Origin of the sequence: uncultured Nisaea sp., assembly GCF_963974195.1 — a bacterium.
Classification (GTDB): Bacteria; Pseudomonadota; Alphaproteobacteria; order Thalassobaculales; family Thalassobaculaceae; genus Nisaea.
On the sequence record NZ_CAXBDC010000064.1, the window covers coordinates 1 to 26808 of the forward strand.

Genomic DNA, 26808 nt, shown 5'->3' on the forward strand with positions numbered 1-26808 from the left:
ATGGATTGTGGCGACAACATCGTCGTGATCAATGCTGAAAAGGTGAAGCTCACCGGCAACAAGCGGACCGACAAAACCTTTTACTGGCACACCGGGTATCCGGGCGGCATCAAGTCCCGCACCATGGACAAGATCCTGGACGGCAAGCATCCGGAACGGGTGCTTGAGAAAGCCGTGCAGCGGATGATCAGCCGCGGCCCGCTCGCCCGTGAGCAGATGCGCAACCTGCGTATCTATTCCGGTGCGGAGCATCCGCATGAGGCGCAGCAGCCCGAAGTGCTGGACGTCGCCGCGATGAACCCGAAGAACAAGAGGTAAGCCATGTCCGTTGAGACCGAAGCGACCAACGAAGGCGCAGGCATGGAAGCGCTTGAGGCTCTGAAGCAGGATGCTGTCGAAGAGGCGGCGAAAGCTGAGCCGAAGCTCGACAAGTTCGGCCGGGCCTATGCCACCGGTAAGCGTAAGAACGCGATCGCCCGCGTCTGGATCAAGCCGGGTACCGGCAAGTTCAGCATTAACGGCCGCGAAGACAGCGTGTATTTCGCCCGTCCGGTGCTGCGCATGGTGATCAACCAGCCGTTCGACGTTACGGACCGCAAAGATCAGTTCGACGTTTACTGCACCGTCACTGGTGGTGGCCTCTCGGGTCAGGCCGGTGCCGTGCGCCACGGTATTTCCAAGGCACTGACCTACTTCGAGCCGGGCCTGCGCCCGTCGCTGAAGAAAGTCGGCTTCCTGACCCGTGACTCGCGTGTGGTTGAACGTAAGAAATACGGTAAGGCGAAAGCGCGCCGGAGCTTCCAGTTCTCCAAGCGTTAAACCGACCGAACATATCAAATGGAAAAACGCGGCCTTGTGCCGCGTTTTTTCGTTTTGCCGATCTGTTCTGATTGAACCGCTCCGGTATGCTTTCATGCAAGGAACGGGAAACACGGGAGGATCAGGTGAAAATATTTCTGACTGGGGCAAGCGGGTATATTGGCGGATCGGTCGCGGCCCGGCTGCTTGAGGAAGGCTATACGGTTCGTGGCCTGGTACGCACGGAAGAGAAGGCGTCTCTTGTTCGGGCGAAGGGCATTGAGCCGGTTATCGGAAGTCTCGACGACGACGCGCTTCTGAAGCGTGAGGCAAGTGCCGCGGATACAGTCATCAACGCGGCGAGTGCGGACCATCGACCTGCCGCGGAGGCCTTTCTCGAGGCTCTTTCAGGAAGCGGGAAGACCTTTATCCACACAAGCGGATCGAGCATCATCGGGCAGCGCGACGAAGGGCTGTATGGCGAGGCACTATTCGATGAAAACACGTCTTTCGAGCCATCACCGGCACGCGCGGCGCGTGTCGCTCTCAACCGGGACATATTAGCGGCGGCGGAGAATGGCGTGCGCGCCGTAATTATTGCCCCCAGTCTGATTTATGGAGAAGGGCTGGGTGTCAATCCGCATAGCATGCAGGTGCCCTGGCTGATTGACCTGGCCCGCCGAACCGGCGTCGCACGCCATATAGGCCCCGGCACCAATGTCTGGTCCAATGTCCATATTCACGATCTTGCTGAACTTTATCTTCTGGCGCTGAACGGTGCTCCGGCTGGAGCATTTTTCTATGCCGAGAATGGTGAGAACGCGATGCGGGATGTCTGTGTTGCGATCAGCAAAATGCTCGGCTATGGCGGCGGCACCACGGAAATGACTCTTGCTGAAGCGGCGGGGCATTGGGGTGAGGGACCAGCCAACGACACGATGGGGTCTAACAGCCGGGTGCGGGCAGTACGGGCGCGGACGGAACTTGGTTGGGCACCGGCTGGCCCGAGCCTGATCGAGGAAATTGAAAGCGGCTGCTACGCAAAATCCTGATCCGGAAGAGCGTGCGAAATCACGCTTCGCCCAATGTTATCCCAGCAATGTTTCCCGCTCGGATTTGAAACTGTCGGTGACCCAGTCGATTGCACGGCGGAGATAGGGGAATTGCGCGTTTTCAGGCGGGATAATCATCCAGTATTCGGCCGCCAGATCCTCGATTGCAGGAGCCACGCGGGAGAGCCGTTGATCCGTGTCTCCAATGAAGCAGGGCAGCAGTCCCAGCCCGCCATCGGCCGCGATTGCGTCATGCACCAATCCTGTTGTTGTGACACGCTGGGCTGGTACAGATAACTCGAGCCTCGCATCGAGCCAGCGCATGCTTTTGTAGTGCGCCTGCTCCTCCGTGAAGAGCACCCAGTCGCATGTTTTATAACGGTGCTCAGTGAGGGCATCTTGATGCTTTTCGATATAATCCCGGCTTGCATAGAGTGCCGAGCGCAGGATCCCGACCTTACGTGTAATGAATGTTCCTGTCAGCGGCAGGCCGTGCCGCACTGCCAGGTCGGCTTCACGCCGGGCAAAACTCTCTGTTCGCTCCGAAGAAACCAGCTCAATGGCAAGCCCCGCATCACGCGCTTTGCTCAAGTGGCGCGCAAGAAACGCAGCGGGCCATTCCATGACACTGATACGGACCGTTCCTCCGGCCGGAGCCTGCAGGTGATCGCTTTGCCGGGTGAGTTCGGCCGCAGATTTTTCCATGGCTTCGGCCGTGGGCCGCAGAGATTGCCCGGCACTGGTCAGCCGGTGCCCGGAGCGCCCCCGGGTGAACAGGGCAATGCCGAGAGTGTCTTCAAGGGCCTGCAGGCGCCGGCCGGCGGTTGGTTGTGTAATCCCGAGTGACGCCGCCGCTCGCCGGAGCGTTCCCTCACGGGCGACAGCCAGAAATACGCGGAGATCATCCCAGTTCACGATGTGCAGTCCTGTGATAAAATTTCGTATCTATAGCGCCATAATTAGATATTTAAGGCGATAAATGTATCGATATTCTCCGATCACGTCTTCGCGTACCATCACTTCGGATTAATGGTCATGCAGAAATCAGCCGTCCCGGTCTTGCTCGCCTCCGTTCTGACCTGGGCATTGCTGCTGGTCTGCAGCCGCGCCCTGGTCATCGGACTTAGCCTCGACCCATGGATGTTCACATTCCTGCAAATGGGCTCCGGCGGGCTGTTCTTCATTGTGATCTCCCGGGGCGCGGAAGTCGGTGTCACGGCACTGCTCCGGCTCGATACATGGCTTATCGGTATTTTCAGGATCGGAACGGCGGCTCTCTATATGGCCGCCTTGATCCATATCGATGTGCTTCAGGCGGGTTTTTTCGGGGCCATCGGCGTTCCTGTGTCCGCTCTCGCGGTCTGTTTTCTGTTTAACCGGCAGCCGACTCGCCTTGAGATGATCGGGCATGTTCCGCTTGTCGCAGGTTCCGCCATAACGGCTTTCGGGTTCGACGGCAGCCTTGAGAACCCGGCGCTCTTTCTGCTGGTCCTGTCGCAAGTCTGCGTGCTGAGCGCGAGCCTGTTTGCCGAGCGGCACCCTCATATGACGGCACTGGCGCCCCGTACACGCCTTCGCCTGACGGGTATTGTCCTGCTGCTGACCGCTATCGGCTTTGCTCTCTGGCGGATGGTTCAGTCGGCAGCAGGATGGACCGACAGCGCCGATTTCATGGAACTTATGCGTCCCGAACTCTGGGCTGCTGGGCTCGGTCTCGGGATTACACTCAGGGGACTGGCCACGTATCTGGGCTTTCGGGCCGCGGCCATTGCCGGCACGCATAACTACCTCGCAGCAGTACTCGTTCTGCCTATGGTCGGGGCTTTGCTCGAATGTATCGTCGCTTTGTATGGTTATGGCGCCTGGCCGGAAATCGGACCCGTTCAGATAGTCGCGGGCGCCTTGATCGTATGCGGCGGAGCTGTCGTGATTTATGCCCGGAAACGGGCAGGGAAGATGACCACCCGGGCCGGTTGATGACCCGGGTGGTTTCGTGATGAAGGTCTAAAGGCCGAGCTTGTCGATATCGGCAGCGGAATGCCGTTCTTCGAGCTGTTCGCCCGGATCGCCTGCAACGCGATTGACAACACGGCCGCGCTTTACTGCCTTGCGGGCGGCGATCTCCTTGGTCCAGCGCTGTACGTTCTTGTAGGTGTCGACCTCAAGGAAGGTGCCGGAGTCGTTGTAGATCTTGCCCTGTGCCAGAACACCGTACCACGGCCAGATCGCGATATCGGCGATGGTGTACTCGTCACCGGCAATGTATGGGGTCTCGGCAAGCTGGCGATCCAGAACGTCAAGCTGGCGCTTGGTTTCCATGGCGAACCGGTTGATCGGATATTCAAATTTTTCCGGTGCATAGGCATAGAAATGCCCGAACCCGCCACCGAGATAGGGAGCACTGCCCATCTGCCAGAACAGCCAGTTCAGGCATTCTGCCCGTTTGGCGGGATCTTTGGGAATGAAGTCGCCGAACTTCTCGGCGAGATAGAGCAGGATCGAGCCTGACTCGAAAACACGGGTCGGCGTCGGTGTGCTGCGATCGAGCAGGGCAGGGATCTTGGAGTTGGGATTGATGGCGACAAAGTCGCTGCCGAACTGATCGCCGTCACCGATGCGGATGGTGTAGGCGTCGTACTCAGCGCCCTTATGGCCGCGCTCCAGCAGCTCTTCCAGCATGACGGTGACTTTCACACCGTTCGGCGTGGCCAGAGAGTAAAGCTGAAGCGGGTTTTCGCCGACCGGAAGTTTCTTCTCGTGCGTGGCGCCTGCGATCGGCCGGTTGGTGCTGGCGAACTTGCCGCCGTTCTCTTTGTCCCAGGTCCAGACTTTCGGGGGCGTATAGGGCGCTTGATCGTTCATGAAGCCTCATCCGTTCATATGGTTTCGGGTCAGGGCTAACGCCCCGTCTCTTGTCCAAATGGGAGAGGGCCACATTTGGACAAGGTTAAAAAGGGGTTTTCAGCACAGGGAAAAAGACTGTTTCAATTCTTGAGTGAGTGGAGATCATGCCCTGTGAACGACGTGCATCATATCCATCGCTGTAAGCATGCGGTAGAGGCGCTCAAATGCCTTCGCAAAATCACTCGGTGAAAAGCCGTCTTTCAATGCGAACATTGAAACGGGTTTTCCAAGGCGTCTGACCAATTCAACTTCCGTTGCAGAAAGGTGCGTGCTGATATTTCGTTTTCGGCCGTCGAATTCAACGGCAATTTTTACATGCACAGCTTCATTCTGATCCGCCCCCGTATTGTCCGGAAGTTTCAGTTTCGTGTTGAGACAGATTAAGGCTTCGGGTGATGAAATAGCTGTTTCATATGCTGAAAGGAGTTCTTGCTTAGAGGCGTAAAGAAAATGTTTGTTGAGATCGCCCAGCAGGAGTTCCGCTATGAGACGTTGATCCGAGGAGGGCAGTGCTTTTGCCGCCCGTACGGATTCTTCGTTTTTGAGGATTGCCGCAGGGTCATAGAACATAGGCGGGGTGAATCTCAGATGTGCGAGCCCGGCGCCGGTGAACAGTTCTTGCAGGTCACTTGTGTTGAATGCCCTGTCTCTTGGGTTCAGCAATGCGTCCGCAAATTCGGTATCGTCGGCTTCAAGGAGGTGCTCATAAAGCGGGTTTTTTCTAAGCCAGTTATTTTCAGGCAGTGCTTCCAGAATTGATCGGGCAATCGTGATGTCGGGTTCTGGGCCAAGCAGCTGGAAAACCATCTTCTGGAATTCGTAAATCCCGGTCCGGCCCGTTCTCCCGTATGCCATACAAGCGATGGTTCCATCGTCCGCCAGTGCATGAGAAAGAGCCTCAAGACATCCCTGTGGATTGGCGACGTGATTAAGCACACCGACGAAATCGATATAATCGTATTGGCCTGCCGGCAGGTCAGAGAGCTTTTCAATATTGCCTGTCAGGTATTTAACCTCTGTAAGGCCAACGGCATTCGCCCTGGATTCCGCTGTTTTCCGGGATGTTTCAGATATGTCGAGATAGGTGAAATCGGCATCAATTCCGAGTGCGGTAAAGCCGAGACCTAAAAGCACCAGTCCCATCCCCGATCCGCCTCCGGCGATCAGAATGCGGAGTTTCTTATCGGAGGGCACAATACCGCCGAACCCATGATGTATGGCTGCTGCAGCTTTCTGTGCTGGTGCTTTACTGTTCTTTAAGCGCTGATGATCAAAAAACGGGTATGGCCGCTGGTCATAAAAATCCTGAATTACATCACTCAAGTGTTGGGGACTCCATGTGTCTCACCCTTTTCTAACGATATTCCCTGGATATCGCAGAGGGAGAAATCGTTCCGTGCAGGCAAAGTAAGGGCCTAGATGGAACCTGATCCAGGCTATTTTTTTACTGGTTATTTTTTTCCGTGGGCAAGTCGCACTGCTTCCGGCATGGCGCGCAACCTCGCCATGGCGATGACGCCAAGGAAAGGCCCGGCGGCCAGAGGGATGAAGGCGCCGCTCCAGCCAAACCAATCGACAAGAAATGGCACGGCGTGGATCGTTGCGATGGTCAGAACGAAGCCGATGCAGGTCTGTGTTGTTACCATGGTGCCGACATAGGCGGGAGGCGACAGCTCGATGACACTGGCGGAGAACTGGGCTGAATCGGCGATGATCGAAATGCCCCAGATCACACAGAGAATGACCAGCACATAGGTCGGCATACCAAAGGCAAACCCGGCGAAGATGCAGCAAAGGCCGCTGATCGCCATGGCGCCCATCGTCAGCCATGTCCGGCCGATCCTGTCGGCCAGGATGCCGCCGGCAATACTGCCGATCGCCCCTGAGCCAATCATGGTAAATGCCAGGAGTTTCGCGAGTTCCGGTGCGTGCTCGCCACCTGGGTAAACCGCCAGGCTGGAGGCAAGGAAAAGGCCGATCCAGGCCCAGACGGCGTAGAGTTCCACCATGTGTCCGAAGTAGCCGAAATTAGCCAGCCTCAATGCCGGATCGGTCAGGGCCTGCAGCATTTGGCCCGGTTTGAAAGCCGAGGCCTTGGTGAAGGGGCGGCCGGTGCGGAAGAGCAGGCAGAGCAGTCCACCCAGTGTGGCCATGGCAGAGCTGGCGATGATGGTGAAGCGCCAGTCCAGCCCGCCGAAAAGATCGATAAGGTGTGGAGAGCCGGAACCCAGGGTCAGGGCCGCGACCAGCAAACCAACAAGGAGCCCCCGGTCCTTCTCCGTCCAGGAGGAGACCAGAACCATACCAACCGGATAGATCCCGGCCATGCAGGCGCCAACCATGAAGCGCAGCACAGGCATCCAGGGGCCGGCGGGGTCTATGACAAGAGTCCCCAGATTGGCGGTCGCAGCGGTAAGCGCGGCACACATGAAGAGTGTTTGCGGCCTGACCCGGTCAACCAGCGTGAAAAAGGCACTCACCAGAGTGCCTGCGACGAAACCGAACGAGACGGCGCTTGCCATGGCGGCGGCCTGACTGTCGCTCAAGGCCATCTCCTGGCGCAGCCCGGGAATAATTGCCGATCCGCTGAACCAGAGGGTCATGGCAAATACTTCGCAGACGGTGAGGAGAGCGACATTGCGCCATTTACCACTCATCACGGTTTTGTTTCCCGGAGTTTGTCTGAAGGGGAGAGCGCCTTTGCGTTGATGGCGCGTGCGGCCCGCAATTCGGTTTCCATTGTGGTCCAGCGATGAACTCAATGAGTTGAGCGGTTTTGCTCTCCCGCCGGGAACAATTCAAGCCTTGATGCTGCAATCGGGGGCGGACTCGGTTAAGCATGTGATCAGTGGCACAAGACAATGGAGAAACAGGTGTCGGCACTCATAAGACGCGTGAAAGGGAAGACGCCCAGCATTGCTGCCCCGTCCTTCCTCGCGGAAACCGCCGTGCTGATCGGTGACGTCACCGTCGGAGCGGAAAGCAGCATCTGGTACGGCGCTGTCTTGCGGGGAGACGACAATCCGATCCGGGTTGGTCGCCGCAGCAACATCCAGGACGGCACGATCGTCCATGTCAGCTCGAAAGGGCTGGGGACGGAGATCGGGGATGACGTGTCGATAGGGCACGCAGCGATTATCCATGCCTGCATTCTGGAAGACCGCTCCTTCGTTGGCATGGGAGCGACCGTGATGGATGGCGCTGTTGTCGAAAGTGGCGCGATGGTCGCCGCGGGCGCCCTTGTCGCGCCGGGTAAAATTGTCCGCTCGGGGCAAGTGTGGATGGGAAATCCCGGACGGCACACGCGTGATCTGTCCGCTCAGGAGAAACAGTATCTCTCCTACGTTTCTGCACATTATTGGGAGCTGGCACAGGAATATCTCTCCGAGCCGTGAGGCGGGCGGATACGCGCGGAACGTTCAGTCTTTTTCCTGCACCTTCACATAACTGCCGGGGGCGTCCTCAATCACGGTGAGAGCGCCATCGCCAGGTGTTCTGGCACCGACCTGGCCGCCGCCGTGCCGGGACATCCATTTTGCCCATTCTGGCCACCACGAGCCTTCGTGATAAGTGGCGCCTTCGAGCCATTTATCGGGCGATTTCGGGCGGCGGCTGTTGATGTAATGACCGTATTTCGGCTTGTCGCTGGGCGGGTTGACCACGCCTGCGATATGGCCCGAGCCGGCAAGACAGAACTTGATCGGACCGGAATAAACCTGTGTCGCCCTGTAGGTCGATTTCCACGGGGCGATATGGTCTTCCTTGGTCGACAGGATAAAGGCCGGGGTTTTGATCGTGGTGAGATCAATCGGCGTTCCTGCAAGGGTCAGGGCGCCAGGCTCGATCAGTTTGTTCTCCTGATACATCTTGCGCAGATAATAGCTGTGCATCACCGCCGGCATCCGGGTGGAATCCGAATTCCAGTACAGCAGATCGAACGGAAACGGATCCTTGCCGAGCAGGTAGTTGTTCACCACGAAAGACCAGATCAGATCGTTGGCGCGCAGCATGTTGAAGGTCGTCGCCATCTCCGAGCCGTCGAGATATCCGCGCTTGTTCATCTTCTCTTCGAGGGCGGCCAACTGCTCCTCGTCGATGAAGACGCCGAGCTCTCCCGCCTCCTCGAAATCGACCATGGTCGTGAAGAAGGTAATCGATTTAACGCGATCGTCTTTCTGCGCGGTCATATAGGCGAGGGTGGCGGCCATCAGGGTGCCGCCGATGCAGTACCCAATGACATTGACTTCTTTTTCGCCTGTTGCCTGCTCTATCGCGTCGAGAGCGGCGAGAGGCCCCTCAAGCATGTAATCTTCAAAGGATTTCCGGCTCAAATGCTCGTCCGGATTAACCCATGAGACGACAAAAACCGTGAAACCTTGGGAGACGGCCCAGCGGATGAAGGAATTCTTTTCCCGCATGTCCAGAATGTAGAATTTATTGATCCATGGCGGCACGATCAAAAGCGGACGGCGATAGACCGTTTTCGTTGTTGGTGCGTATTGGATCAGCTGCATCAGGTCGTTCTGGAAGACGACCTTGCCGGGGGTCGTCGCAATGTTCTTGCCGACTTCGAAAGCATCAGGATCCGTCATCCGGATCGACAGCTTGCCTTTCCCGCGCTCAAGATCCTCAAGCAGGTTCTGCAGACCGTGCACGAGATTGTCGCCATGTGTCTCCATGGTAACCCGGAGCACTTCCGGGTTGGTCATCAGGAAATTCGTCGGTGCCATCGCATCGATAAACTGCCTGGTATAGAAATCGACCTTCTGTTGGGTCTTCTGATCAAGCCCCTCGGTGTGTCCGACCAGATCCTGTGTCCAGCGTGAGGTCAGCAGGTAGCTTTGTTTGATAAAATCGAAGACAACATTTTCCTGCCAGGCTTCGTCCCGGAACCTGCGATCGTCCTTTTCCGCCTGAACGGTTGGGGCCGCCTCGTTACCGAGCCAGCGCTGCGTGGACCGGTTCCAGATATCCATGTAGCCCTGCCAAAGGTCTATCTGGGCCTGAACAATTTTCGCGGGGTTGCTCATCATCTGGTTCGTCAATGCCATAAAGGCATCCGTCAGATGCAGCGGGTCGGGCTCTGTGCTTCCGCTATCGAGTTTCTGGCGTTCCATGAATTCGCCCACGAGCTTTTGTGATCGTGTTGCGATGTTCTGCATGGTGTTGGCAAATTCAACCGGGTCGATCTGCTTCGTCTCCTCCGAATGCTCGTTCATCCCACACCTCACTCTCACAGCGGATCATTTTGAAATCCATTGTATCTACAGTAGGGATCGAGTGTGGCATTTCAAAGAATCATTGCCTGAATTTCAGATAGTAATCTGTGTTTTTCCAAGCAACTATGGTAAATCCGTCCGCTGCAAGTTTACTGTCTATGGCCGGTTTTGTTGAGACTGGCCCGAGGGTCGGAGTTTCTGAGGGATGACGGAAATGTATAGAGTGCGCCGCAGCAAATCGGCTTTGGGTTTGGCCACAGCCTTGAGCCTGACGCTTGCGGGCTGCTCGTCCGTGCCGGACGCACTTAACCCGGTCGAGTGGTATAATACTTCGTCGGACGCCGTGGGCGGCTGGTTCGATGATTCCGAAGGCGATCAGTCCGGTGATACGGGCGCCTATCCCAATGTCTCCTCTGTCCCGGAGAAACCGGCTCCGCGTACTTCGGCCGTCGAGCGGGCTGACATCAAGGATGAACTGGTCGCGGACAGGGCCCATGCGCAATATGATGACCAGGCCCCGGCGCCATCTGTGAACGATGCGAGCACGACATCCCTGTCTCAGATTCAGCCGACAGCGCCTGCTGCTCCGGCTCCCAGCGCACCCTCCGGAAGCGATTCCGCCGAGCCGATCAAGCCGGTTCGGATGACAGCCTCGGACGAAGCGACGAAACAAATGGAGGTGCCTGCTAAGCTGGCAGCTTCATCCCTGCCATCCCGAACCGTAACCACCGCGAGCGATGCATCGCCGCGTTCCAGCCTGTGGCCGAATTCACCGGCGCCTGAATCAGCCAGTGATCGCCCGGTGACGAGCGGGGATGTAGGAGAGCCGACCACGCGCAGCAGCCGTGCAGATCTCCCCAATCCCGCGGCGGCTGGTGAACGTTACAAGAGCCTGGTCCCGAGCCGTTCTTCCGGTGATGTTGCTGCAGAGAGTATGCCCGCACCGGCAGCGGAGCCGGCTAAAACTGAAATGCCGGCACCGGAACCCGCTCGGCAAAGTGCAGCCATACCAACCGCGCCAGAGCCTGCTCCGGAACCGGTCAGTCAGCCTGAGCCCACGCCCGCGCCAGAGCCCGTTGCCGTACCGGCGCCCGCGCCTGAAACCGGCGCGCTGGGACTCAACGTGCCCGATAACGGTCCATATAATTTCAATGACCCGAGCGTTATCGTCGATGAAAGCGCTTTGCCAGGAGCTGTCGGCGGTAATCCTGCCGGTGAGGGCGGTTCCTATCAGGCGGGCGTAATCCGCTTTAGTATCGGCTCCTCGCAGCTGTCCGGCGCGGATCAGGGCGTTATACGTGAACTGGTTCCGCTGATTCGGGAATATAACGCCACTGTCGAGATCGTCGGCCATGCATCGAGCCGGACCAGGAACATGGATCCGGCCGAGCATAAGCTGATTAATTTCGAGGTTTCCTTGAAGCGTGCGAATGCGGTTGCCCAGGCGTTGATCAATGCGGGAGCGCCGTCTGACCGGATTTCCGTCGTCGCTGTAGGCGATAGCCAGCCGGTGTCATCGGAAGCGATGCCGTTGGGCGAAGCGGAAAATCGCCGGGCGGAAATTTATCTCATCTATTGACCCGCGCTCCCTGCGGGGTATGAAAGCGGTGCTCTGGCGGCTCCGCCGCCGGACTGCACATCGAAATCTGGTGCGACGCGGTTCCTTTCCATGGCGGATCGCGGCGCAGGTCCGTTAGGGAGAATGCATTCATGCAGCCGTTCAAAGTAGCTATCGCCGGACTTGGTACTGTCGGGGCGGAGACGGCGCGCATTATTTTGACTGACGGCGACATGCTGAGCGCCCGCGCAGGACGCCCGATTGAGCTGAAGGCGGTTTCCGCACGGGACAGGAGCCGCGATCGCGGTATCGATCTTGCCGGCGTTGACTGGGTTGATGATGCTGCCGCATTGGCGGGACGCGACGATATCGATTGCGTGCTGGAATTGATCGGTGGCTCGGAAGGGGTCGCCTATGACCTTGTCCTCGGCGCGGTCAAGTCCGGCAAGTCGGTTGTTACCGCAAACAAGGCGCTTATCGCGCATCACGGATCTGAAATCGCAAAATACTGCGAAGAGGGTGATGTCGGCCTTGGATTTGAAGCGGCGGTTGCCGGCGGCATCCCGATCATCAAGTCGTTGCGTGAAGGGCTTGCCGGAAATCACATCAAGCGGGTCTACGGAATTCTGAACGGCACCTGCAACTACATCATGTCGGTGATGCGGGAGACCGGCCGGTCTTTCGAGGACGTGCTGGCCGATGCGCAGCGCCTTGGATATGCAGAGGCGGATCCGTCCTTTGACGTCGACGGGATCGATGCCGCGCACAAGCTGGCCATTCTTTCAGCCATTGCTTTCGGCCACCATGTCGATTTCGAGAATGTCCATGTCGAGGGCGTAAGGCACGTTTCGCCGCAGGACATCACGTTTGCTGAAGAACTTGGATACCGTATCAAACTGCTTGGTATCGCGGAGGAAACGCCCGAGGGCGTCCAGCAGCGCGTGCATCCGTGCATGGTGAAGGCAGACACCCCCATCGGTCAGGTGGAAGACGTGTTCAATGCCGTGGTCGCTGAAGGCAGCGCCGTGGGCACGACATTGTCTTACGGCCGCGGGGCAGGGGCGGGACCGCCCGCTTCCGCTGTGATCGCCGATGTCATGGATCTTGCCGCTGGACGGCGGGTGCCGGTTTTCGGTCTGGATTCAAGCAAGCTGTCCGCCGCGCGCACGGCGCCGATTTCCGCACTGACGGGATGCTATTATCTGCGTCTGATGGTCATCGACCGGCCGGGCGTTCTGGCTGATGTCACGGCGGTATTCCGGGATCACGGGGTCTCTGTTGAAGCGATGATCCAGCGTGCGCGGAACCCTGAAGAGGTGGTACCGTTGGTTCTGACCACACATGAAACCTCGGAAACTGCTATCAGGGCCTCGTTCGAGGAACTGCAGAAGCTGGATTGCGTGCTGGAAGAGCCGCGTCAGATCAGGATAGAAGACTTCTGATTTCTCCGGAGCCGAGGGGCGCCGGACTGGAATTTAACAAAACCAAGACGAAAAAGAAGGACGACAACTATGGCCGAGAGGGAAACGCAAGGCGCGCTGACCATGGACCGGAACCTCGCACTGGAAGCGGTACGGGTGACGGAGGCAGCTGCACTCGCGGCGTCTCGCCTGATGGGACGTGGTGACGAGAAGGAAGCCGATCAGGCCGCTGTCGATGCAATGCGGCGCGCCCTCAACAATCTCGATATCGATGGCACCGTGGTGATCGGTGAAGGCGAGCGCGACGAGGCGCCGATGCTCTATATCGGCGAGAAGGTCGGCAATGGCGGCCCGAAGATCGACATCGCGCTCGATCCGCTGGAAGGCACCACGATCACGGCCAAGGGCGGCCCGAACGCGCTTGCGGTCGTGGCTATGGCGAACGAAGGCGGCTTCCTGAACTCGCCTGACGTTTACATGGACAAGATTGCCGTTGGCGGCGACCTGCCGGAAGGTGTGGTCGATCTCGACAACAGCGTGGATCAGAACCTCGCCAATCTCGCCAAGGCGAAGAAGATGGCAATCGAGGATCTCGTCGTGTGCATTCTCGATCGTCCGCGTCACAGCGAGCTGATCGCCCAGGTCCGGGCCGCAGGTGCGCGGATCATGCTGATCGATGATGGTGATGTTTCCGGCGTGATCGCCACTTCCCAGCCGACCAGCGGCGTTGACCTCTATATGGGATCCGGTGGCGCGCCTGAAGGCGTTCTCGCGGCTGCGGCTCTGCGCTGCATCGGCGGTCAGATGCAGGGACGTCTGCTGTTCCGGAACGATGACGAACGCGGCCGGGCCACACGTCTCGGCATCACCGATTTTGACCGTAAATACGGTTTGCTGGATCTGGCCAGCGGCGACGTGATGTTCGCGGCGACCGGCGTCACCACCGGCACCATGTTGCAGGGCGTGCGCAAATATCAGGGCGGGGCAATTACCCACTCGATCATCATGCGTTCCAAGACAGGCACCGTCCGGACTGTTGAGGCGCATCACGATTGGACCCGGAAGTCCTCTGAAACCGGTTTCGATAAAGACCAGTAGACCGTGCAGAGTTTCCTCGGGATCGAGCGCTCCTTTACCGGCAAACGCTGGATCCCGAGGCATGGCACGGACCCGGAGACCGAACGTGTCGGTCTCGCTATCGCCCAGCGTTTCGGGTTTCCGGAACTGGTTGGCCGGCTGATCGCGGCCCGCCATATCGGGCTGGATGAGGTCGAGAGTTTTCTCGACCCTACCCTTAAGTCTCTGATGCCGGACCCGGGGAGCCTGCAAGGCATGGCTCCCTGCATCGACCGGATCGCGAAAGCGGTGCGGGACGGTGAGCGCATCGCGATTTTCTCCGATTATGACGTTGATGGCGCGACCTCCGCCGCCATCCTGATCCGCTATCTGCGCTGGGTCGGCGCCGATCCCTTGCTCTATATTCCGGACCGGATCAGTGAAGGTTACGGCCCAAACGCACCGGCTCTCCTGAAGCTGAAAGAGCAGGGCGCATCCCTGATCATTACGCTCGATTGTGGCGTAACAGCCTACGAGCCGCTGAAAGCGGCGGCCGATGCCGGTATCGAGATGATCGTGGTCGACCATCACATGGCCGAGCCGGAGTTGCCGAAAGCGCTGGCAATCGTCAACCCGAACCGGATCGACGAGGACGGCTCACTTGGCCATCTCGCGGCCTGTGGCGTCACCTTCCTTGTTGCGGTTGCACTGAATCGTACTCTGCGGGAGAGCGGCTATTTTGGCGGGCGGCAGGAACCAAACTTGCTGCATCTTCTTGATCTGGTGGCACTCGGTACGGTGTGCGACGTGGTGCCGCTCAAGGGACTGAACCGTGCCTTTGTCATCCAGGGCCTTAAAGTCATGGCCCGGCGCGGTAACAAGGGGCTGGTGGCCCTTGCTGATGTTGCCGGCGTCGATGCCCGGCCGGAGCCTTACCATCTGGGGTATGTGCTCGGCCCGCGTGTGAATGCGGGTGGCCGTGTTGGCAAAAGCGATCTGGGCGCGCGCCTGCTGCTGACCGACTCTGCGGAAGAGGCGGCGGCTCTGGCGGCTGAACTCGATAGCTTCAATACAGACCGGCGCGAGATCGAGGCGCAGGTTCTGGCGGAAGCCGAAGCGCTTGCGGCAGACCAGCCGGAGGACGCCCCGGCAATCATCGTTGCTGCGGAGAACTGGCATCCGGGCGTTATCGGTATTGTCGCCGGGCGCCTGAAGGAGCGGTACGACCGTCCGGCCTGTGTCATCGCCCTGGACAAGGGGATCGGCAAAGGCTCCGGCCGCTCGGTTCCCGGTGTCTCTCTCGGGCCGGCGGTAATCGCGGCGCATCAGGCAGGCTTGCTTGTTGCCGGTGGGGGCCATGCCATGGCGGCGGGCTTCACGATCGAAACGGACAAGCTCGATGCGTTCCGGGCATTTCTTGGAGAACGGATTCATAGCGAGCTTGAAGGGGAGCCGATCGTGCCGACGCTTTCCGTCGATGCACCGCTTGCCATCGGCGGCGCCAGCCGCGAGCTGGTCGACACGATCCAGAAGGTGGGACCCTTCGGCGCCGGGAACTCCGAGCCGCGTTTCGTCCTGACCGATGTCCGTCTTGTTGATGTGCGCGAGGTCGGAACCGGTCATGTCCGCTGTGTCTTCACCGGTGCGGATGGCCGCCGCCTGAAAGGCATCGCCTTCCGCGCCCTTGAGGGTGACCTGGGGCCGGCATTGCTGAAGAGCAGCGGCCGCCCAATTCATGTCGCGGGACATCTGCGGCCGGATGACTGGAATGGCCGCAGCGATGTCCAGATCATGATCGACGATGCGGCCGACGTTTCCTGACAAACATAAAGCGGCGCCCTGAGGCACCGCTTTACTTGCCGGTAAGTGGATCCCTTAATGGATCGCGAGAGGGGCGCCCATGGAGCCCGTCGCACCCGCCACGGGGGTCGGCGTGTAGATGTAGGCGAACTGATAGACGCCGTCGGCGGCCAGCTCCGAAAGCTTCATGTTTTCCTGATTCACGATACCGTGCCGTGTCTGCAGAAATGTATGGACGCAGAAGACGCAGGCCGGGTCCGGGTTGGGCACCGCATCGACAGGCCAGGTATCGGCCCCGGTCACGCCAGCCTTGACCTCTTCGGCCACCCAGCGGGCAACCTCAAGGCCAATCCCCGGACAGCCGTTATTATATGTTGCCGCATCGTCCCAGTGTTTTTCCCAGCCGGTCCGGAAGATGATCGCGTCACCTTCAGCGAACTGGAAACCTTCCATGCCCTGCTTTTTCAGTGCCGCATGGACATCGGCCATGGTGATGACTTCCCCGGCGGCCATCGACTCGACTCCGCGTACGGCTGCGATGTCGAGCAGGATGCCACGCGCCACAATGGGATGCAGTTTCTCGACGCCGAGCTTGGTCAGCCCGTAGGGGGTGATCATCTCGTCGGCGGTGATGCCGTTATACCAGCGCATCTCCCCCTTGTTGCCGGCGGTTCCGCTATTCACGCCGATATGCCCCAGACCGTCGAACTGGGTGCCGACCTGGCCAATCTCGGTCGCCAGGAATTCGTCATTCCATAAAACCCGATTGCCGCTGGGGGCGCTGCCGGTCGGTGCCCCTGGAATCCGGAGTGAAAACTTACGGGCACCGAAAAGTGGCATGTCGGCCGTATACGGATGCCCGAGTTTGTAGGTTTTCCCGGTCTTTATCTGGGAGATTGCACGCATCACCACGTCCGGTTTCGTATACCAGTTCGTTGAGCCTGCCTCGTCTTCGGCCCCCCATAGCGGATTCGGCCACCATTTCGCGCCAAGAGGTGTTTCCATCTTGTCGCCATCCACCCATGGCTTGCCGACGCATCCTTGCCAGTTAGACGGTGTGCAGTCGGCATTGGCGGGACCGCCAAGACCGGTTATTCCGGCGAAAGCCATTGCGGCTATTACATATTTTTTCATTATTTCCTCCCTTGTATGCGGATAATGCGCTGAAGCGGCTTGCTGGCCGTCCGTGCATCCGATAGCAGTAGTTTCGACTATTGGAGGAAAAATAAAAGATATATAACGCGCCTTGCGAGAATGGAAATTCCGGGCTTGATTTCCAAAGAGTGAACGAGTACACCAACGCCTCACTCGATGACGACCCCTTCGTCTAGAGGCCTAGGACACTGGCCTTTCACGCCGGCAACACGGGTTCGAATCCCGTAGGGGTCACCACTCACCTCAGTGTGTTGAGTGAATGTGGGCATGCTATGCTCACTTGGCGACCCCTTCGTCTAGAGGCCTAGGACACTGGCCTTTCACGCCGGCAACACGGGTTCGAATCCCGTAGGGGTCACCATTTTCCTTCCGAATGTCGAAAGTACGAATCGTTCCGCGAGATGGCAGGGATTTCTCTGCTTTGGAGCTTGATCACAAGCCTTTCACGATGGCAGAGCAGACCCGAATCCTGTAAGGCTCACCATCAAAGAGTGTACTCTTTGCTAAGGTGTGACGGGTCATGATAGGCGATGCGAACAACGTTCATCACTTATGCCAAGGTTACGAATAGAGAGGGAAAGCCCTATTTTCTCTCCGCAGGTAACAGATTACGTCTGGTGCCCGCTTATAACGCCCTGGCAGAGGCTGGATTCACTCCGACGATTTTCGGTTCCGCTGAAGAATCCGAAATTATAAGCGCAGTCCAATTTCAAAAGGCAGACCAGATCGTCTTCGGCAAGATGATCAAGCCGATGCACCGGTTGCTAGAAGCCTGCCGGGATAGTGGGAAGCGGGTCATCTTCGATATTTGCGATGATCCGTGGGATTACGCCGAGCTGCATGAAATGATACCGCTGGCTGCGCAGGCTGATTTCTGCACGGCAAGTTCCGAGGGGCTCGCAGGCAAGCTCAGGGCACAACTCGGGGTGCCGGTCAGCGTTGTGAGCGAGCCGCCGGACAGCGCCTATGGTAAGCCAGCCCTGGCGCCGAAAGACTCCCTGCTTCGGCTGGCCTGGTACGGCTCCAGCACCAATGCTGCATCACTGACCGGTATAGCCGACACTCTTGCTCCCCTGACGGCGGACAGACGCGTTGAATTGACCATATTTTCATCCTTCAAATCGTCATTCGATGCGATTCTGGCTTCAAGTTCGCCAGACTTTGTCATCCGGTTCGAGGAATGGGTTCCCGATTATCAGGACAAGATACTGGCTGAAACCGATCTGGTTTTGCTGCCCAAACGAAATGATGGTCGAAGCGAATTGAAAAGTGCCAATCGTCTGGTTACAGCCATTGCGGCCGGACGGCTTGCCATCGCATCTCCAATTCCGAGTTATCAATCCCTTGCCGAATGGTCCGTTCTGACAAATGATTTTCTCGGCGGGATACAGGATGTTTTGGCCCGGCCCGATTTCTATCTCGACAAACTGCATCAAGGGCAGGCATATACACGCCTCAAGTACGATTTGCCGGTGATTGAGGCGGAGTGGAAAGCACTTCTGACGTGATCCGGATCCTGCTTGATCGCGTGTTTGGCGCGAAATTTATGGCTTAGGCCCCTTCGTCTAGCGGTTAGGACGCGGCCCTCTCACGGCTGAAACACGGGTTCGATTCCCGTAGGGGTCACCACCTTTTCAACTTTTTTCCTGCAATCCGCGCCACCACCTGTATGCATGAGCAGGGGGAGGGCCTGATGATGCTCAGATATATGCGGTTGATGGCGGTAGCCAGCCTCGGATTGTTCGGAGGCCCGGCAAGCGCGGCCGATATTCAACCCGAAGGCCCGAGCGGCCTGACCACGCAAGACGGCGGAACAGCCCGGCATTTCATGGTCTCGGCAGCCAATCCCGAGGCCGCCAATGCCGGCTATAACGTGCTCAAGGCGGGAGGCAGCGCCATGGATGCGGCTGTTGCCGTGCAGATGGTGCTTAACCTTGTGGAGCCGCAATCCTCGGGAATCGGCGGCGGCGCCTTTCTCGTGTACTGGGATGCGGCTTCGGGGAAGCTGACAACCTATGACGGCCGGGAGACGGCTCCCAAAGCGGCCGCACCTGATTATTTCCTGAAGGCGGACGGCAGCAAGAAAGGGTTCTGGGAAGCAGTCAATGGTGCCGGTTCCGTCGGCGTTCCGGGCACGGTCGCAATGCTGGACATGGCTCACAAGGCGCACGGTACTCTGCCTTGGTCCGATCTGTTCCAGCCGGCGATCACGATGGCACGTGACGGTTTTGAAATCTCGCCAAGGCTGGGCGGGGCGATTGCGGATGCCGCTGATCGCGGTTTACCGGGCCAGACAACCGCCCAGGATTATTTTTACAATCCTGACGGATCTCCGAAAAATCCGGGAAACATCCTCAAGAACCCTGCTTTTGCAGCCAGCCTGGAGGCAATTGCCGCTGGTGGGGCGAAGGCTTTCTATGAAGGCGGGATCGCAAACGGGATTCTCACTGCACTGGCAACAACGCCTGACAATCCGAGCCTTATGACCGCAGCTGATCTCGCAGACTATCGAGCCATGGAGAGGGCGCCGGTTTGCATCGCCTATCGAGGCTACGATATCTGCGGCATGGGGCCGCCGAGTTCCGGAGCGCTCACTGTCGGCCAGATCCTCGGCATGCTGTCTCAATTCGACATGAGGGCCATCGGCTATGGCCCTGTTGCGGCACATATTTTTGCCGAAGCGTCGCGGCTTGCCTACGCGGACCGGGCGCTCTATATGGCGGATGCGGACTATATGGATGTTCCGGTGCGCGGATTGCTCGACCCGCATTATCTACGCGCACGGGCTGCGTTGATCGACGCAGCGCATGCCATGAAAACAGCGAATCCCGGCACGCCGCCTTTTGCGCAAAAAGGAGAGCTGTCGCCGGATTTGCAGCCGGAGCGTGCCGGGACCAGTCATTTCGTCATTGTGGATGAGGCGGGTAACGCGGTTTCCATGACGACGACGATCGAGACCGGCTTTGGCAGCAGACTGATGGCGGGTGGTTTTCTGCTGAATAATGAGCTGACCGATTTCTCCTTCATTCCCGAGAAAGACGGCAAGCCCGTCGCCAATCGTGTGGAAGGCGGCAAGCGCCCGCGCAGCTCCATGGCGCCGACGATTGTCCTGAAGGACGGGCGCCCCGTGATCCTGATCGGCTCACCCGGAGGCAGCCGGATCATCCCTTACGTGGCCTGGGCGCTGATCGGCATGATCGACTGGGACATGGATCCGCAACAGGCGATCGATATGGGGCATGTCAGCAACAGGAACGGGGCAACGGACCTTGAAGAGGATACGCCCGTCGCGGCCTGGCGCACGGCTCTCGAAGCTAAGGGGCATAAGGTCAAGGTCCTGTCGATGAATTCGGGGCTGCACGCTATCAGTATCGGTGACGGCATGCTTTCCGGCGGCGCGGACCCCCGGCGCGAGGGGGCGGTGAGGGGCGATTGAGCCGTTACCAGTAGATCGGATACTTCTTGCCCGGGCGCAGATTGTTGAAAAGTAGCGCGACGATGACGATCAGCAGCGCGCCGGACAACACTGGTGTCAGCAAAAAGATCGGGCTTGGCTGAAGCACGAATATCACGGCGGGATCGGCACCCGCCGGAGCGTGGCTGGTGCCGGTCCACATCATTGCTGAAACAGCCAGCCCGATTGCGAGTGCCATGCCGGGCCATTCGGGGCCGAGCACAATAAGAACCGCAAGGCCGACAAGGCTGGATATAAGATGCCCGAAGACAATGTTTCGCGGCTGAGCCAGCGGGCTTTCCGGCACGGCGAAGGCCAGAAAACAGGATGCCCCGAACGGTGCCATCATCAGCACGGCATCCAGCATTTCCGAAAGGCCGGCGGCGAAACCGATGGCAAGCATGGCCCCAAGACCGCTGAGCAGGGCCGCGACTGGCCGTGACGGTTCAGGGCAGGCCCCGCCGCCCGCCATTTTCCTGAGAAGCGTTGGCATATAATCAGCCCTCCAGCTCGGCCAGTCTGGATTCCAGATATTTCAGTCGCTGACGCAACGGTGCGACGACTTCCGATATATCGGCTTCCGTGAAACGGGGGGTGATATGCTGCGGGCAGTTCCAGTCCGTCGCCTCGACGGTCAGTATTACAGCGCGCTCGACACGCGCCCTGTAATCGGGGAGCTGCAGGCGGTCCAGCATGTCCGGCGCATCTTCATGGTGCAGGATCTTTGCCCGCGTCCAGAGTTTCAGACGGCGTCTGTTTGCATAATCCATCAGGATCATTGCGACTTTATCGTTGCCGTTCATATTGCCGACGCTGAGATATTGCCGGTTTCCCCGGAAATCCGCGTAACCGATTGTCCTCTCGTCAAGCACCTTGAGGAAGCCCGCAGGACCGCCCCGGAACTGGACATAGGGCCAGCCGGTTTCTGAGACGGTTGCCTGATAGAACCCGTCCCTGGCCTCAATGAAAGCGACCTCTACCTCGTTCAGGCCGATGAAGCCATCCTCTCCTGATGACTGGAAGCGGCTCATCTGCTCCCGGCTGCCATAGCGTTCCTGCGCCGCCTGGACAGTAGGGGTAAAGCTGATTTCTGCGAAAGGTCTGGGCATGGTCGTACTCTCCTCGATGCGGGGGAAGAGGGACGGCATGCAGGCCGCCCCTCCAGTATCGCTCAGGCCGCGCGGGCCGTCAGCGCGTTCGGGAAGTCGATATCGACCTCGGTCGACTTGGCGAGGATGTTGGTCAGCAGGTTCATGCCGACATGGACAATGATCTCGACGATTTCCGCATCCGAATAGCCCGCGTCCCGAACGGCATTGAACTCGGCTTCGGTTAGCGATCCCTTGTGCTCGCTTAAGACCAGCGCGAAGGCGACGGCGGCCGCAGCCCGTGCGTCGGTCGATCCACCGGACCGGTTTGCGGTCATATCGGCGTCCGTCAGGCCGGATTTGCGGCCAATGGCGGTATGGGCGGAGAGGCAGTACTGGCAACTGTTCCGGTCGGCCAGGGCAATGGCGATCCGCTCCCTTGTCTGTGCATCGAGGGCACCGGCGCCGGCGATTTCATGCAGGCCGAGGAAGGATGTCAGGGCGATCGGCGACTGGGCGAGAACGGCAAGGAAATTGGGTACCATGCCCAGCTTGCCCTTGATGCCATCAAGCAGGGCGCTCTGTTCGTTGGTTGCGGTTTCCGTGGTGACTTTGGCAATCCGGCTCATGTCTGATCCTTTCAGCGCCGGCGGTTATGAATGGGGGAAAGCAGTGATCTCCGGCGCCCCCATTAGATCGTCTATTCCGCCTTTAGGATGAATGGGCATATAATGGAAAAAACTATTCCATTTACTGGAATTAAAATGGATCGATTCCGTGAGTTACAGGTCTTTGTGAAAGTGGCTGAAACGGGCGGATTTGCGGCGGCGGCGCGGTTGCTTGCCATGTCGCCGCCTGCGGTTACCCGCGCGGTCTCCGCGCTTGAAGCGCGTCTGAATGCCAGGCTTCTGGTCCGTACCACCCGGTCCGTTCGCCTGACCGAAAACGGCCGGAGGCTGCTGGCGGACGGACGCTCCATTCTGAATGCACTGGAGCAGGCGGAGGAATCTGTCGGAGGCTCCCCCCAGGCCCCGAGGGGGCATATCCGGGTGACGGCGCCGGTGCTATTCGGTTGTCATGTCGTTACCCCCATTCTGGGAGCGTTTCTTGACCGGTTCGACGAGGTAACCGCCGAAACACTGTTTGTTGACCGGGTGGTCAATGTCGTGGAGGAGGGGCTGGATGTCGCCATCCGCATCGGAGATCTGCCGGACTCATCCCTGACGGCAATCCGCGTCGGATCGGTCTGTCGTGTGGTCGCGGGAGCTCCGGCATATTTCGCCAGGCACGGTGTCCCCGAACATCCCGCTGATCTGGCCGGTCACAGGCTCATCAACCCGCTGGCGTTCGGTAGCCGGATCTCGTGGAGTTTCGAGCAGAATGGGAAACCATTGGCCTTCGAATCCGAGGCACGCCTGGCGCTGAATACGAACGATGCAATCCTGGAGCTTCTACGAGGCGGATGGGGCATCTCGCGGCTGCTGTCCTATCAGGTTGCAACCGGTGTTCGGGACGGCTCGCTGACGACCGTGCTCGATGCTTTCAGGCCCGCCCCCGTGCCTGTGCACGTGGTGCATCCGGAAGGCCGGATAGCATCGGCAAAAGTGCGGGCACTGGTGGATTTCATGGTGGAAAATCTCCGGCGGAATGAGATCCTTCAGGTGGCCGGATACTAACAAGGCGCCGGATTTTCCGGCAGGGAATGACTATGAAAGTGACCACACTCGGTTTCGATGCCGATGATACGCTTTGGGAGAACGAGCGCTTTTTCAAGCTGACGGAGGAGCGTTTCACCGAACTCCTTGTTGATTTTGCGGAGCCGGAGCATCTTCACGAACGGCTATTGGCGGCGGAGCGGCGTAACCTCAAGATCTACGGATTCGGCATCAAGGGATTCACCCTGTCGATGGTGGAAACCGCGATTGAGGTGACGGAGGAACGTGTCCCGGCGCATGTGATCGAACAGATCCTGTCCGCAGGCAGGGAAATGCATGCACATCCTGTCGAAACGCTCCCTTATGTGCGCGAAACCCTGGAACAACTCGCGCCGGATTACCGCATGGTCTTGATTACCAAGGGTGATCTGTTCGACCAGGAACGGAAACTGGCGGCGTCGGGGCTGGGTGAGCTCTTCGATGCGGTCGAGATCGTCAGCGACAAAATGGCGGCGACCTACACCCGGATCTTTTCTGAAACGGGTGACGATCCGGCATGCGCCATGATGATCGGTAATTCACTGAAGTCAGATATTGTCCCGGCGATTGAAGCCGGAAGCTGGGGCGTGCATATCCCGCATGAGCTGGCATGGGACTTGGAGCATGCGGATGAACCGGCTGAAGCAGAATATTTCAGAAAACTGAAGAATGTCGGCGAGGTTCCCGCATTATTGCGGGAGATAAGCCAGCCAGCATGATATCGCCCATGACAGCAGATTATCGCGCAGGGGTAATCTCTTGGGGCTATTTTTACTTTTGGAAGAGGCGGAAAACTCGAGCAGAAGCAAGAAGACTTGAAGGTTAATTTGAATCCGGCTTGCGTGTCTTTTGCAGCCTGAGGGCGTTTTTTCCGTTTTCCCGGTGGTATGACTGCCCGTCGGTCAATGCGACAATCAAACCGAGGCCCAACCCGTTTTCGGGCAAGTCGTCGAAATCCTTGTAATCATCTTCGGCCCACGGGGCTGAAGTGTGGGTGAGCAACGGATTGAACGCGGCTCCGTTATCGCACAGTACAACCTCAACAAATGTTTCACCGATCTTCAGCTCCGCTGAGAGCTGCCCCCCGGTCATGTCTGAGAAAGCATGCTTGACGATATTCGTGGCGGCTTCAACAAGCGCCAGTTCCATCTCCGATGCTTCATCGTCCGTCAAGACCTGCAGGCAGACGCCACGCAAGGCAGCACCGAGCAGACGGACCCCCTCTAAAGTGGGAGCAACCTGGATGATTGCATCCGATGTAATGCCGTCCCCTGGCGGTTCCGGGCCCGACAATGAAGACGCATCAGCCATCCGTCTGTGCGACGGCTGCTTCGGCATTGTCGTAAATCGTGAACATCCGGTCCATGCGCGTTAACTTCATCAGGTTCGCGACCGGTTTTTGCAAGCTGCAAAGGGCAATCGGCCGCTCCTGCCGGATATTCTTCAACGCGGACACCAGCGCGCCGAGACCACTGCTGTCGACAAACTCTACCTGTCCAAGATCGACAACCAGCTTGGTATCTTTCCCGTCAGTAGCCTGTATCAGCAATTCATCCCTGAAGGTGACGGCATTGGCTGCATCCAATCGCTTGGAATCAACCGAAACGATCCGCATGGTTTCATGATCGTCGACGGATAATTGCATTTCCCCTCCAAAGGCTGCTCACCCTATCTCTATATCACGTCTCCTTCCGTGTCTTTAAGATCCGGTATTGGCATGAGGTCACGCCAGACGATGAGAGATGCCGCATCCAGCCGCCTCTCTTCGGTGTCAGCCAAAGGGTCCCTGCGTTAATCCGTTTAAAACACCATCATGCCGCCGCCGGAAAACGGCGATATTTGGGTGTTGCCCTATTCGAGCAACGGGTCAGGCGCTGTCGCCAGCGGATCCTCAACCGGGTCGGCAGAATCCGGTGCGGCCAACGCGTCCTCAAGGGGCGCTTCTTCCAGTATTGCCGGCTCAAGAGCAGCCAGAGGGTCGATAGCCGGGTCAGTCTCCGGCGCCGGACCGGCGAGTGGATCAATGGCGTCAACGGGCTCTGTTGTTGCCTCAGCGGCGAGTGGATCGAGAGCGTCTATAGGATCCGAGACAATCTCCGTCACCAGCGGATCCAGTGCAGCGTCAGGTTCCAGCTCTGCGAGCAGATCGACGACAGGCTCCACCAAAAGCGGATTGACCAAATCAATGACCGGTTCCACCACGACGTCCAGAACGTCCGTCACTGTCACCGGCAGGGTGGCCGTTGCGGTTACCGTCTCTCCAAGCAGATTGGTGACCTCTGCGGTCACGGTTAGTGGGATATCGCCGGCGAAGTCCGGCGGCGGAGTGAGTGTCAGACCGGTCAATTCCTCCGCATACAATGTCACGCTGCCATCCGCGTTTACCGTACCGCTGGACAGGGACGCTCCGACAGGCAATCCGGCGATCGTCACCAGCAACTCGTCGCCAACCACCGCCCCGACCAGACCGGTTGCAATAATATCCAGCGGAATCTCCGTGTCCTCCAGGCCGATCGCTGGCAGTACGGCCAGTGCCGGACCGTCCAGAATTTGTGTCACCGTCACCGGCAGGGTCGCCGTAATGTCCTGACTTTCACCGAGTGGATTGGTCACCGTTACGGTCACGGACAGTGGGATGTCGCCCACATAATCCGGCGGCGGGAGGATTGTAAGACCGTCCAGCTGCTCCGCCGACAAGGTGACGCTGCCGTCCGGGTTTACCGTACCGTCCGAAAGGTTGGCGCCAACCGGCAAGCCGTCGACCGTCACGGTCAGCACGTCATCGGTTGCGATGCCGGCAAGGCCGGAACCGATATCCAGTATGATCGCCGTATCCTCGAGACCGATCGCCGGCACGAGCGTCAATGTGGGGGCATCCGGAACGTTGGCTGCAGCGATTGCCGCCGCGTCGTTCAGGAGTGTCTCGATTTCGGCCAGTGTCGAGGGATCCATGGCGGAGAAGTTCGCCGTGGTTAGATCGCTCAGTGCGACATCGGTGATGGTCGTCGTCTGGTTGTTGTTCAGAACCTCGATGACAAGATCGTTGCCCACCTCGGTGATTTCGAGGGTATCGGCGTTGATCCAGCCGATGGAGACGAGATCCGTCGCCGGGTCGAAATCGGTGACCGTTGTATGCGCGCCCCAGTTCCAGTCGATTGACACGGTTTGGGCCGCCCCGTCCGAGTCGATCACATCCGTCACCGTCACCGAGAGGGACGCTGTTGTGCTCGTCGTCTCGCCGAGCGTATTTGTGACTGTCGCCGTTACCTCAAGCGGGATCTCGCCGTCGAAGTCCTGCGGCGGCGTCAATGTCAGACCGACGAGCTGATCGCCCGTCAGTGTGACGCTGCCATCGTCATTGACGGTGCCGGCGGAGAGAGTGGCGCCGACAGGCAGCCCCTCGACGGTGACGGTGAGGCTGTCGCCAGCCACCGAACCGACCAGTCCGGCTCCGATCTCAAGAGCGATCTCGGTGTCTTCCAGACCGACGGCGGGGAGAACCGTAAGACCGGGTGCGTCGAGCACGCCAGTGACGGTGACGGGAAGTTCCGCAGAGACCTCTGCGACCTCGCCGTTGCTGTCTGTGACGGTCGCGGTGACGGTGAGGGG

The 26808-nt window shown here is 58.7% G+C and carries 25 protein-coding genes and 3 tRNA genes; 16 read left to right on the forward strand and 12 right to left on the reverse strand.

Translation table 11 applies throughout. From position 1 onward, the window contains the following. The 3 genes from rplM to AAC126_RS14355 form a co-directional block, all read left to right on the forward strand. The coding region (gene rplM / locus AAC126_RS14345) for a 50S ribosomal protein L13 (protein ID WP_339854457.1) at positions 1-318 on the forward strand (318 nt) is incomplete at its 5' end. Positions 319-360: 42 nt separating this feature from the next. Then, on the forward strand, positions 361-819 hold the full coding sequence (gene rpsI / locus AAC126_RS14350; RefSeq protein ID WP_339854496.1) for a 30S ribosomal protein S9: 459 nt from the start codon (positions 361-363) through the stop codon (positions 817-819). Positions 820-944: 125 nt separating this feature from the next. Then, positions 945-1850, forward strand: a complete 906-nt coding sequence (locus tag AAC126_RS14355; protein WP_339854459.1) for an NAD-dependent epimerase/dehydratase family protein — start codon at positions 945-947, stop codon at positions 1848-1850. Positions 1851-1886: 36 nt separating this feature from the next. Here the strand turns inward: AAC126_RS14355 and AAC126_RS14360 are convergent, their stop codons facing one another. Then, positions 1887-2765, reverse strand: coding sequence for a LysR family transcriptional regulator (locus AAC126_RS14360; protein WP_339854460.1), 879 nt, complete (start codon positions 2763-2765; stop codon positions 1887-1889). 120 nt (positions 2766-2885) lie between these two features. Here AAC126_RS14360 and AAC126_RS14365 point away from each other — a divergent pair, with 120 nt between their 5' ends. Beyond that, positions 2886-3827 carry a hypothetical protein gene (locus AAC126_RS14365; RefSeq protein ID WP_339854462.1) on the forward strand — a complete coding sequence of 314 codons (942 nt, stop codon included), beginning with the start codon at positions 2886-2888 and terminating at the stop codon, positions 3825-3827. A gap of 27 nt (positions 3828-3854) precedes the next feature. Here AAC126_RS14365 and yghU read toward each other — a convergent pair whose 3' ends face one another. The 3 genes from yghU to AAC126_RS14380 form a co-directional block, all read right to left on the reverse strand. Further along, positions 3855-4712, reverse strand: coding sequence for a glutathione-dependent disulfide-bond oxidoreductase (gene yghU, locus AAC126_RS14370; protein WP_339854463.1), 858 nt, complete (start codon positions 4710-4712; stop codon positions 3855-3857). A gap of 144 nt (positions 4713-4856) precedes the next feature. Then, the gene (locus AAC126_RS14375) at positions 4857-6077 is read right to left on the reverse strand and encodes a class I SAM-dependent methyltransferase (RefSeq protein WP_339854465.1); all 1221 of its coding nucleotides are present in this window, start codon (positions 6075-6077) and stop codon (positions 4857-4859) included. Positions 6078-6205: 128 nt separating this feature from the next. After that, a complete protein-coding gene (locus tag AAC126_RS14380; protein WP_339854467.1) occupies positions 6206-7411 on the reverse strand; it encodes an MFS transporter in 1206 nt (401 codons plus the stop codon). Between the two features lie 216 nt (positions 7412-7627). Between AAC126_RS14380 and AAC126_RS14385 the strand changes: the two genes are divergently transcribed. Then, the gene (locus tag AAC126_RS14385) at positions 7628-8149 is read left to right on the forward strand and encodes a gamma carbonic anhydrase family protein (RefSeq protein ID WP_339854469.1); all 522 of its coding nucleotides are present in this window, start codon (positions 7628-7630) and stop codon (positions 8147-8149) included. Between the two features lie 24 nt (positions 8150-8173). On the opposite strand, the gene phaC is transcribed toward AAC126_RS14385, so the two are convergent. Further along, positions 8174-9973, reverse strand: a complete 1800-nt coding sequence (phaC, locus tag AAC126_RS14390) for a class I poly(R)-hydroxyalkanoic acid synthase (RefSeq protein ID WP_339854470.1) — start codon at positions 9971-9973, stop codon at positions 8174-8176. Positions 9974-10196: 223 nt separating this feature from the next. On the opposite strand from phaC, the gene AAC126_RS14395 reads away from it, so the two are divergent. The 4 genes from AAC126_RS14395 to recJ all read left to right on the forward strand — a co-directional run bounded on the left by AAC126_RS14395 (position 10197) and on the right by recJ (position 15829). Beyond that, positions 10197-11552 carry an OmpA family protein gene (locus tag AAC126_RS14395; RefSeq protein ID WP_339854471.1) on the forward strand — a complete coding sequence of 452 codons (1356 nt, stop codon included), beginning with the start codon at positions 10197-10199 and terminating at the stop codon, positions 11550-11552. A gap of 131 nt (positions 11553-11683) precedes the next feature. After that, entirely contained in the window at positions 11684-12973 is a 1290-nt protein-coding gene (locus AAC126_RS14400; RefSeq protein ID WP_339854472.1) for a homoserine dehydrogenase, read from the forward strand. Positions 12974-13075: 102 nt separating this feature from the next. Then, positions 13076-14050, forward strand: coding sequence for a class II fructose-bisphosphatase (gene glpX, locus AAC126_RS14405; protein ID WP_339854498.1), 975 nt, complete (start codon positions 13076-13078; stop codon positions 14048-14050). 3 nt (positions 14051-14053) lie between these two features. Further along, the gene (recJ, locus tag AAC126_RS14410) at positions 14054-15829 is read left to right on the forward strand and encodes a single-stranded-DNA-specific exonuclease RecJ (RefSeq protein ID WP_339854474.1); all 1776 of its coding nucleotides are present in this window, start codon (positions 14054-14056) and stop codon (positions 15827-15829) included. A gap of 54 nt (positions 15830-15883) precedes the next feature. Here the strand turns inward: recJ and AAC126_RS14415 are convergent, their stop codons facing one another. Next, the gene (locus AAC126_RS14415) at positions 15884-16942 is read right to left on the reverse strand and encodes a cyclase family protein (protein WP_339854476.1); all 1059 of its coding nucleotides are present in this window, start codon (positions 16940-16942) and stop codon (positions 15884-15886) included. 182 nt (positions 16943-17124) lie between these two features. On the opposite strand from AAC126_RS14415, the gene AAC126_RS14420 reads away from it, so the two are divergent. The 5 genes from AAC126_RS14420 to ggt all read left to right on the forward strand — a co-directional run bounded on the left by AAC126_RS14420 (position 17125) and on the right by ggt (position 20399). After that, a tRNA-Glu gene (locus tag AAC126_RS14420) sits at positions 17125-17200 on the forward strand. Positions 17201-17248: 48 nt separating this feature from the next. Then, positions 17249-17324, forward strand: a tRNA-Glu gene (locus AAC126_RS14425). 169 nt (positions 17325-17493) lie between these two features. Next, the gene (locus tag AAC126_RS14430; protein WP_339854477.1) at positions 17494-18471 is read left to right on the forward strand and encodes a hypothetical protein; all 978 of its coding nucleotides are present in this window, start codon (positions 17494-17496) and stop codon (positions 18469-18471) included. A 46-nt stretch (positions 18472-18517) separates the two neighbouring features. Then, a tRNA-Glu gene (locus AAC126_RS14435) sits at positions 18518-18592 on the forward strand. Positions 18593-18656: 64 nt separating this feature from the next. Further along, positions 18657-20399, forward strand: a complete 1743-nt coding sequence (gene ggt, locus AAC126_RS14440) for a gamma-glutamyltransferase (RefSeq protein ID WP_339854479.1) — start codon at positions 18657-18659, stop codon at positions 20397-20399. 4 nt (positions 20400-20403) lie between these two features. On the opposite strand, the gene AAC126_RS14445 is transcribed toward ggt, so the two are convergent. The 3 genes from AAC126_RS14445 to AAC126_RS14455 form a co-directional block, all read right to left on the reverse strand. After that, positions 20404-20910 carry an HPP family protein gene (locus AAC126_RS14445; protein ID WP_339854481.1) on the reverse strand — a complete coding sequence of 169 codons (507 nt, stop codon included), beginning with the start codon at positions 20908-20910 and terminating at the stop codon, positions 20404-20406. A 4-nt stretch (positions 20911-20914) separates the two neighbouring features. Further along, positions 20915-21526 (reverse strand): pyridoxamine 5'-phosphate oxidase family protein, encoded by a 612-nt coding sequence (locus tag AAC126_RS14450; RefSeq protein ID WP_339854483.1) that lies wholly within the window; start codon positions 21524-21526, stop codon positions 20915-20917. Between the two features lie 62 nt (positions 21527-21588). Further along, a complete protein-coding gene (locus tag AAC126_RS14455) occupies positions 21589-22134 on the reverse strand; it encodes a carboxymuconolactone decarboxylase family protein (protein ID WP_339854486.1) in 546 nt (181 codons plus the stop codon). A gap of 135 nt (positions 22135-22269) precedes the next feature. On the opposite strand from AAC126_RS14455, the gene AAC126_RS14460 reads away from it, so the two are divergent. Both AAC126_RS14460 and AAC126_RS14465 read left to right on the forward strand, forming a co-directional pair. Further along, the gene (locus tag AAC126_RS14460) at positions 22270-23181 is read left to right on the forward strand and encodes a LysR family transcriptional regulator (protein WP_339854488.1); all 912 of its coding nucleotides are present in this window, start codon (positions 22270-22272) and stop codon (positions 23179-23181) included. A 32-nt stretch (positions 23182-23213) separates the two neighbouring features. Then, positions 23214-23918, forward strand: coding sequence for an HAD family hydrolase (locus AAC126_RS14465; RefSeq protein ID WP_339854490.1), 705 nt, complete (start codon positions 23214-23216; stop codon positions 23916-23918). Positions 23919-24021: 103 nt separating this feature from the next. Here AAC126_RS14465 and AAC126_RS14470 read toward each other — a convergent pair whose 3' ends face one another. The 3 genes from AAC126_RS14470 to AAC126_RS14480 all read right to left on the reverse strand — a co-directional run. Continuing rightward, the gene (locus tag AAC126_RS14470) at positions 24022-24510 is read right to left on the reverse strand and encodes an ATP-binding protein (RefSeq protein WP_339854491.1); all 489 of its coding nucleotides are present in this window, start codon (positions 24508-24510) and stop codon (positions 24022-24024) included. Further along, positions 24503-24844, reverse strand: coding sequence for an STAS domain-containing protein (locus AAC126_RS14475; RefSeq protein WP_339854492.1), 342 nt, complete (start codon positions 24842-24844; stop codon positions 24503-24505). Before AAC126_RS14475 ends, AAC126_RS14470 begins: the two co-directional genes overlap by 8 nt. 206 nt (positions 24845-25050) lie before the next feature. Next, the coding region (locus AAC126_RS14480; RefSeq protein ID WP_339854494.1) for a hypothetical protein at positions 25051-26808 on the reverse strand (1758 nt) is incomplete at its 5' end.